The organism is Alloscardovia omnicolens DSM 21503 (assembly GCF_000420505.1).
GTDB lineage: Bacteria > Actinomycetota > Actinomycetes > Actinomycetales > Bifidobacteriaceae > Alloscardovia > Alloscardovia omnicolens.
Genome location: NZ_ATVB01000028.1, coordinates 1 through 8,537 on the forward strand (window position 1 = coordinate 1; position 8,537 = coordinate 8,537).

An 8,537-nucleotide genomic window follows, 5' to 3' on the forward strand; every position below is an offset into this window, starting at 1 on the left:
GTGAACCCGAAAGAGAATGTAGTGAACGAGCAGACTGTTCGTGACGCGTATCTTGCAGAGTTTCCGGATGCTGTCCCATTTTCGGGCAATGTGCAGATTCTCATGTCGTTCTACCTGGGTGATTTTAGGCGTGTGGATGTGGATAATCTGGCGAAACTGGTGCAGGATGCTTTGAATGGTGTCGCGTTTGTTGATGATTCGCAGATTACGCGTCTGATGGCGTGTAAGGTTCACCCGTCTCGCATGGTGCCAGGGCGGAATGGTCGTCTTCGTTACCGCCGTAGCGGTGACGTGTTGACTCACCCGGACACTGGTGAGCCTTATGATCCGCATACGGATATTATTCTCGTCGCTGATGATGGCGAGGAGGCGTAAGTGTCTTATAAGTTTCGTTGGTGTTTGCCGAAGTGTCGTACGTGCGGGCCTTTGGCTCCTGCGTGTGATGTGGAGATGGCTTTACAGGTTATGGATTCACATAAGCGTAGCATGCCGGGGCATGTGAAGCGTGTGTTTTATGTTCCTGTTCCTCCGCCTAGTTTACCTTTCTAAAATTTTCCCCTTATTTTTCTTTTTTTGGAGTTTGTTATGGTTACTCAAACAAAAAATACTGTTGCTATGCCTACGGTTACTGAGCCTGTGCCTGTGGATGTTGATGAGCGTAGTAAGCAGAATCTGCTTATCTTGCAGGCGAAGCGTCTTGTTGACTTGCAGGATACTATCCAGTCTATGGAGTTGGAAGCGGAACAGATTAAACAGCAGATTCTTGACACGCATGAGCCTGGCACATATCCGGCTGATGGTGTGAAGGTTGTTGTGAGGGCTGGTGTGCGTCGTTTGGATTCGGCGAAGTTGCAGCATGATTATCCTGCTGCTGAGCATCCTGACTTGTATAAGGTCGCGTTGGATTCGAAGGCTGTGAAAGCTCATTTCAGTCCGCTCCAGTTGGAGGATTATCAGACTGTTGGCGCTAGGTCGGTGGTGGTTAAATGAGAGTCCAGCTCAACACTGGCTTGTTTGACTTCATTCGCACTCAGCCCGACCTTGTCAGGTTTGTTCATTTGGCTCGCTTGAACAGGTTGAACTTAGAGAAACATCCTCAATATGTTGCTTTGGATGAGCGTGTGCTGCGTGCCAGGGTTGAGGATAAGCGTGAACGCGACCGTGTGAAGAAACATGCGCTAGTTGCCGAGTATCGGCGTGCGCTCGCTGAGGCTGGTGGTGATCGTGTCTGATGATGTTCTCGCCGTGTTGAACGGGCAAAACAGTAAACATGATGATACGCCTACCGTTGCTTCTACCGAGCCGGTTTTGACAGTGTGGCCACAGATTCGGCAGATTATTGAAAACAGTATTGTGAATGCTCCACGCTCATTACAGAAACGTATTGGGCCGAGTGAGCTTGGTACGGATTGCGTGCACTGTTTAGCTGCGAAACTGGCGGGCTGGCAGCGGTCGCAGGGCGTGGCATGGTTGCCGTTTATTGGCACGTGTGTGCATGAGCATTTCGAACACTATTTCACTGAACTATCTGAGACGGTGGGGTCGCCGTTTGAAAACAGGTTTGAGACGGAGAAACGTGTCACTGTTGGCCGGCTTCAGGGGTTGTCTGACGGTTATGACGTGTCCGGTTCGATTGATTTGTGGGATAAGAGTGAACGTGCGACGGTTGATTGGAAGGTTGTCGGTTCGACAACATTACGTTCTGCTCGCGTACATTCACCATCACAACAGTATCAGGTGCAAGCCTCCTTGTATGGGCTTGGACTGGTGGCTGAGGGTGAGACGGTTGAACGTAGCTGCGTATTCTATCTTCCTCGCACGTCGATGAGTTTGAATGATGCTTTTATTTGGGAGCATGAGTTCCAGCCTGAGCTTGGACAGTGGGCGTTGCAGCGAGCCCAACTACTGGTCACACTGTTGGACACGATTGAGCTGAATAGTGGTGTGGCTGTGCGTGACGCGTGGATTAGTATGCTGCCACGCTCTGAATCTCACTGTTTTGACTGTTCCACATGGCCAGACAGTGGCTTGGCTCAAGAGTTCAATTCAAACAATGTGAGCGTGCCTGAACAGTATGAGGGTTTTATTGATTTGATTCCTTCTACTGCTCCCATGCTCGCATAGTTTTCATTTTTTCATTTTCCAATATTTTTTAAGGAGTTTATGATGGTTTTTGGTCAGACTAATACTGGGTTTAATAACACTGGTTTTAACAGTAATGGTTTTGGTAATTCTGGTGTGCAGCAGGCTGCCGCACCGGCTACAGGCTTAGCATCTCTTGGCTCGCTGATTCAAGGCGGTGGCGCAAAAGCGTTTTTCACTGCTGATAGTAAGCCTGGCGACATGGTTGAGGGTGAGATTGTTAGTGTTGAAGTGTCACAGATGCGTGATTTTCAGACTAAGATGCCTGCAACATGGCAGGACGGTCAGGCAAAACAGCAGATTCATATTGTGTTACAGACGTCTCTTCCGCCTATTGATGATGAGGATGATGGTCGTCGTTCCCTTTGGATTAAGGGTTGGGGTGTTCAGTTGAAGGCTTTGCGTGAGGCTTGCCGTCAGGCTGGTGTGAAGGAACCTGCTAAGGGTGATGTGTTTGCTGCTCGTTTTGCGGGGTATGGTGAGCGTGGTAATGCTCCTCAGCCTCCTAAAATGTATGAGTATCGTATTATTCCGCAGTCTCAGGCTGCAGTGTCCGGTTTACTGGACGAGCCTGTAGCGTCTCAGCAGCAGGCAATGCCACAACAGGCACAGCAAGCTCAGCCAGTTCAGCAGGCTCCAGTACAGGCGCAGACGCCAGTAGCACAACAACCAGTACAGCAGGCTCCTGCTATTAGTGCTAGCCAAGTGCAGTCCATGCTGAACATGGGTAAAACTGTGCAGGATATTGCCGGATTCCTTGGAGTGACTGTTGCTCAGGTGGAGGCTGTGTTGCCTCCTACTATGGGGCAAGACGGTAACCCAGTATTCTAAACTCGCATATTTTTGGGGTAGAGGCTCTTTTCTTCCTCCTCTACCCCACCCCTTTTTCTAATCCTTTTACCCTATTTTTTTATTTCTTTTTTAGGAGTGTATCGTGCGGCAGGCTGATACTAGTTACACTTTTAGTCGGATTCCAGATGGGCCGCAAAATGTTGAACGTGTATACAATAATGTGCGCGTTCTCTCCGACCTTGACGACATTCTCACTACTGATTTTAGTTTTACTGACCGTATCGGGCAAACAATCGCTATACCAACAACCGCGTCTAAACGTTCCATCAAACCTATCGCCGCTGAAGGTTACTGCAAGGCTGTGTGGGATTTTAAGAACGGTGACATGCTTTTGGGTGAGGACGGTAAGACTTTATATGTGCGTGATGTTGACCGTAGTGGGGCGAACATGCGTCTTGATTCGTGGCATGCAATCAGCAATCTAGAAAACGAGTACCATGTTCCAGGGCGTGACGCGTACTCTCCGTGGAATGACCAGTTACGTGTGGAGTGTGCGAAAAAGACTGAGCGTGTGCGTCATGGTGTGAAGTTTACTGATCGTGCGTTCATTCGTTTCAACGGTCAGATGGCTGACATTGACTCTTCTTCGCCATATTTTAGTGAACCGTTTGAGGTGACGTTGGATGTGCGTTTTGATGATGGTCTTGCCGGTCAGGCAGTCCAGTTCCTTCGCGATGTGACTGTTGACGATAAGAGTGGAATGAACTTGTGCCGCATGTTCGCCACCCCATTGTTGGAACCATACAAGCATTTGACATACGTGCTTTATGGTGATGGTGGTAATGGTAAGGGTATTTTGTTGAATACGTTGGCTGCATCGTTGCCTGGTCTGACGGCGTCGGTTGATTCGCAGAAAATATTGGGTGGTCGCCGTGGTAGTGGTGGTTTTGATACTCAGCAGGAGATGGGTAAGCTTATTGGCGCGTTGTGGGCGTTTGATGAGGATGCGGACACTATTAGTTTGGAGCAGTTGACCGCTCTGAAGAAAATTTCGACAGGTGATAGTGTGACTGCTCGTCGTATTCAGGAGAATGCAGTCTCTTTTGCTCCTCGCTGCACGTTTATCGTAGCGACGAACAATCCTGTGATCACAACAATGAGTAATGCTATTGCTCGCCGTTTCGTTTATGTACGTATGAAGGACGGTAGGAAGCCGTCCGAGTTTGCGAGCCTGTTAGAGTTCCGACGCCAGTATGGTGTCGCACCATTTTTGATGGCGTCATGCTTGACATGGTTGCAGCATGGTGATGACCCTTATTATGATGTTTCGGTCGGTTCGGCATCGGATTTGTCGGAGGCTGAGCAGTGGCTTGTCGATATGATTTGCGAGCAGGGTTATGCGGTTTCGCGTGATAATCCTTATAGTGAGTCGGCTCGTGAGCATAAGAGCAGTATCAGCAAACTCGGACTTAAAAGCGGATATAGATGGAAGGATAACTCTTCCATCCGTGTTCTTGTCGTTGCTGATGAGCGTCGTTTCAAACCATACCGTGAAGCCTGGGAGAAAGACCAGAAACAGCTTGAAGAAGCATCGAAGCCACTCCCCGTCCCTGGGCCTATCGAAAGCACGGGTCGTATCAGCCTGTCCGAGTTTGGTTTCCATGCGGATTATGTTCCTGCACGTCAGGATAAGAGTGCGTTGAATTGGAAGAAGCAAGCCGAAAATCCAGCAATTGATACAAGTCGTATTCCGGACACTGCAGCATATGCGGTTATCCCACAAGCTGGGTACATGGTTATCGACATGGACAAGGCGAAGGCTGAGGGTGAGCAGGATGGCTGGCAGTCACTCCAATTATCAGTCGGACAATACGGCAGTAGCGAGTTCCCACGCACCTACCTCGTCACCACGCCTAGCGGCGGTGTGCACGCGTACTATAAGATGCCGCAAGGCTTATCTGGTCACATACTCAACAAGGTGAAAGCCGGTGGACACAACATTGATTTGCGTGTGGACGGATTGGGTTATGTGATTGGTGCAGGCTCTACCACGAGTGGTGGTGTGTATGAGGTGTGTGATCTGCCAGATGGTGACGTTATTCCGGAACTGTCTATGAGTCTTGTGAAATGGTTGGATACTGTCGGTTGCATCCAGCATGAAGAACAGTCTCAGACTCAGCCAGTATTCCAGCAGACGCAAGCCGTGACTACTACGCCAACCGTGGCTATGTCACCATTGGAACGGTTGCTCAGCCAAGCATACAACGGTAACAGTGCGAATGGTGAACCTCCGGTGGACATGAGTATTATCCCGAAAGGTCAACGCAACCAGACTCTGCATGACTGGTTGTATGGCAGGCTTGCGAATCATCCGGATAACAGTCAGCGTATCGTTGACGACTTCTACACGCGTGGCAGGAACAGTGGCTTGCCGGATGGTGAGCTGAACACGATTTTGAAGAGTGTATGCCGCGCCCTGGGGCTTACTGTATGAGCACGCTAAATGATGAGAGTGAGCTTACGCTGTTTGGGGAGGATAATTTTATTCTCCCCACGTGGGCAGGCCAGCTTATTGATAATCACGTGCTTCATATGCGTAAAATCTCATGCCCATTCTGCAGTGAGCCGATACTCGTAGACGAGTGCAAACCCATATACGAGTACTACAGTATTAGCCTTATCCACGGGGTGGATGATCTTATGCTTGCAATCGTTTTGAATAAGGGTCTTACTCGTGTGGTGTGGAATGAGAGTTTACGTCAGGCGAGTTTGAAAACCGTAATGGTGGTGAATGATGTTGAGGGGTTTTATTTGCAATGGCATGAGTGTGGCAAAACACCCGTCGGTAGTATGCCAGACGATTACACGTTCCCCACATCTACTCGTATTCCAGTGAGTGACTGGTATGAGGGTGCGGAGCCAACCGAGATGGAAATTCAAGATTTTACAGAAGCATGGAGTTGAAAAATATGGATAATAGTTTTCTTAACGATGAGGAGAAGAAGCAGTTTGCGAGACAGTTGGCTGGTTGGAGTATGCTTCTTGAGCTTCGTATGCTTGCCGATAAGCAGGCAAAACTTGACACTCCAAACCTGCGCACAGGCAACAAAGCAAACGCGCCAACACCAATCAATTTCAACCTGGACGAGCTTTATGAGCAGTGTAGTCTCCTCTTGTCTAACATGGCTACACTGTGCACAGTGCATCACGACAGCCAATGGGAGAATAATCTGCTTTATTTACAGTCGCATATTGACGGGCTCATCGTTAAAGACGGGTTCCCTCCCCTATATGCACGGTTTATTCTTTTGAACGCGAAACTGTGTAAGGCGCTCGCACGGCCAGAAGACCGCATACTAGCAGGCAAATGTGTGAAATGCGGGCGCGAAGTCTACGCTGCAAAACACGACCTGGAAACGCACTGTGAATATTGTGGCATGCTCAACGATTTAACCACTCTGCGCGCAGAATTAAAAAATCAGCGCGAACAATTACTCAAGAACCGCAGCTTGTACGGTAGTTTGAAACAGTTGACACAGATTGTAAACATGGTAAACGAGACAAGCTTCACATCTAGCCAGGTACGTCAGCTTATCCGCAACCGGACAATTCGCGGATTGAAGATTGGCGGCCAGTATTGGAGTGTTGACTCGGACACGATACGACTCGACCGTGAATAGTACAGCGTATACTAAGCTCGTAGGAGGCGTTAATATGCGTGTAGGTTTAAGAAAGCCAAGCTTAAAGAAGAGTTTAAAAGCCCGCACGACCGGTAGGGCGAAACGAGCATTGAAGAAAGCGGTTAACCCGTTCTATGGTCGTAAAGGTATGGGGTTCATTCGTAACCCGAAGCGCAGTATTAAAAATAGGATCTATAAGCGTACAACATTTAGTATTTGGGATATTCTCAAAAAATTAAAATAAAACAAAAGTAGGGGGCTAACACTATACGGTGTTAGCCCCCTACTTATTTTCGCAAGATTTACAACAGCAATGGCAACAATTCCACTTGCCTATCCTGCGGCAACCCAGCAATAATACGAGCCTGTCTGTCTTTATCAAGACTCTTCAACACATCCACCTGCGCACTAACTGGCAGATTGCCGAGCACACTGATAAGAGGGTCACTAGTGCTAGTTTTTGCCACCTCTAACGGTTCCACGCTCTGACTGCTGATACTTGCTTGCATTTGACTATCAAGCCGTTCAGCAGTCCGCTCACGCTGCTCACGGCTAATATTCTGATACACTGTCACCGTCTTAATATCCGAGTGGCCCGCAATCTCCATAAGCTCCGCCAAGCTCGCTCCAGCCTCACCATAATGAGTCAAAGCCGTATGCCGTAAATCATGAAAATGCATACCTTCTAATCGTGGCACATGTTTGAGCGCTTTATACCAGTTTGCACGCAACTGTTGAGGTGCGAGCACTGTGCGTGTGCGTGGGGCTTTAATAATGAGCGCATCCGCTTCATCTTCCACGTATTTTATAAGATGCTCTTCAAGAGTATCTTTAAGCCATACGGGGATAGGCACTTTACGTACACTGTTTGCACTCTTAGGGTCGCCCACGATAAGTTGGCGTGGCTTCCCTAGTTCGTTCACCTGTTTTACAGCCTTGTCCACGTTCACGTTCATCGAGTCAAGGTCAATATCTTTACGTGTGAGTGCACAAATCTCACCCTCTCGTAGCCCGCACACCCCGCCGAGATAAATGCTCACCGCTAAATACGGCGGCATATGGTTAGCGAGTATGTCTAGCTCTTTGTAGCTTGCTACGATACTTTCGTGTTTAGTGCGTGGCCGTGCGGGTTGTATCGTGCACGGTGTGGAGTTGATGAGCGTGCGTCCTGTTTCGTCTAGCCTTGTGGTGGCTGCGTGGCGGAATATGGAGCGTAGGAGCTTGTATGTGTTGAAGCGTTGTACTGCGCCGTTGCCTGCGGTGTCTACGCCGAAGTTATCCCACCACGCGTGAATATCTTTTTCTGTGATGGTGCGTATGTCTTTACTGCCGAGCGTGGGGTAAATGTAGCGATCGAGCCATTCATGGTGTTTCGCGATCGTTGTCGGTGCGAGCGGACTACCGTCTGGCTTGCGATGCTCGTCCACATATTTTTCAGCGTATTCACGAAGCGTTATCGCATCTTTGAGGAGGTCTTTGCGGTTAAGGCGTACCGGTGGCGTCCATATACCTTGTTTAATCGCTTGCTCGTTTTCGTACAACCATGCTTCGAGTTCTGGACGATATTCGGGTTGCATCGTTTTTGTGTATCGTTTTTTGAGATTGGGATATTTGGCGAGCAGTTCAAGTGGTGGCTGGTAGGAAGCTTCTAGGTATGCTTTGCCGCGTTTTGTTATTGGGCGTATGTATCCGAATCTGCGCATTGTTTCTCCTTGTCAGATAGGGGAACATTTGTGGCTGTTTTGTTCCCCTTATCTCGTCCCCTATGTGACATGCTATTTTATGCTCTTCTATGTACTTCAATGTACTTCAATTATTTTTAAGTGAATGGCGTGAAATCGTTGAAAATACGCCGAAAACGGCATGAAAAAAGGGTTTTCAGATTTTTCTGAAAACCCTAGGAGCGGAGACGAGGAGATTCGA

The 8,537-nt window shown here is 48.6% G+C and carries 10 protein-coding genes; 9 read left to right on the forward strand and 1 reads right to left on the reverse strand.

Annotated features, from left to right (window positions below):
- The 9 genes from G464_RS0107885 to G464_RS0107930 form a co-directional block, all read left to right on the forward strand.
- A partial coding sequence (locus G464_RS0107885) for a RusA family crossover junction endodeoxyribonuclease (protein WP_022857403.1) occupies positions 1-375 on the forward strand: 375 nt, incomplete at its 5' end.
- 210 nt (positions 376-585) lie between these two features.
- Complete coding sequence (locus tag G464_RS0107895) at positions 586-990, forward strand: hypothetical protein (RefSeq protein WP_022857405.1); 405 nt, start codon at positions 586-588, stop codon at positions 988-990.
- Positions 987-1,232 (forward strand): hypothetical protein, encoded by a 246-nt coding sequence (locus G464_RS0107900; RefSeq protein ID WP_022857406.1) that lies wholly within the window; start codon positions 987-989, stop codon positions 1,230-1,232. Before G464_RS0107895 ends, G464_RS0107900 begins: the two co-directional genes overlap by 4 nt.
- The gene (locus tag G464_RS0107905; protein WP_022857407.1) at positions 1,225-2,124 is read left to right on the forward strand and encodes a hypothetical protein; all 900 of its coding nucleotides are present in this window, start codon (positions 1,225-1,227) and stop codon (positions 2,122-2,124) included. Before G464_RS0107900 ends, G464_RS0107905 begins: the two co-directional genes overlap by 8 nt.
- 39 nt (positions 2,125-2,163) lie before the next feature.
- A complete protein-coding gene (locus G464_RS09485; RefSeq protein ID WP_152685837.1) occupies positions 2,164-2,973 on the forward strand; it encodes a pentapeptide repeat-containing protein in 810 nt (269 codons plus the stop codon).
- 103 nt (positions 2,974-3,076) lie between these two features.
- Positions 3,077-5,428 (forward strand): bifunctional DNA primase/polymerase, encoded by a 2,352-nt coding sequence (locus tag G464_RS09780; RefSeq protein WP_022857409.1) that lies wholly within the window; start codon positions 3,077-3,079, stop codon positions 5,426-5,428.
- Entirely contained in the window at positions 5,425-5,898 is a 474-nt protein-coding gene (locus G464_RS0107920; protein WP_022857410.1) for a hypothetical protein, read from the forward strand. Before G464_RS09780 ends, G464_RS0107920 begins: the two co-directional genes overlap by 4 nt.
- Positions 5,899-5,903: 5 nt before the next feature.
- Positions 5,904-6,614: a TFIIB-type zinc ribbon-containing protein gene (locus G464_RS0107925; RefSeq protein WP_155237067.1), complete on the forward strand. Its 711-nt coding sequence runs from the start codon at positions 5,904-5,906 to the stop codon at positions 6,612-6,614.
- A 34-nt stretch (positions 6,615-6,648) separates the two neighbouring features.
- The gene (locus G464_RS0107930; RefSeq protein WP_022857412.1) at positions 6,649-6,858 is read left to right on the forward strand and encodes a hypothetical protein; all 210 of its coding nucleotides are present in this window, start codon (positions 6,649-6,651) and stop codon (positions 6,856-6,858) included.
- A 58-nt stretch (positions 6,859-6,916) separates the two neighbouring features.
- Here the strand turns inward: G464_RS0107930 and G464_RS0107935 are convergent, their stop codons facing one another.
- Entirely contained in the window at positions 6,917-8,191 is a 1,275-nt protein-coding gene (locus G464_RS0107935) for a tyrosine-type recombinase/integrase (RefSeq protein ID WP_162138588.1), read from the reverse strand.
- Between the last annotated feature and the right edge of the window lie 346 nt (positions 8,192-8,537).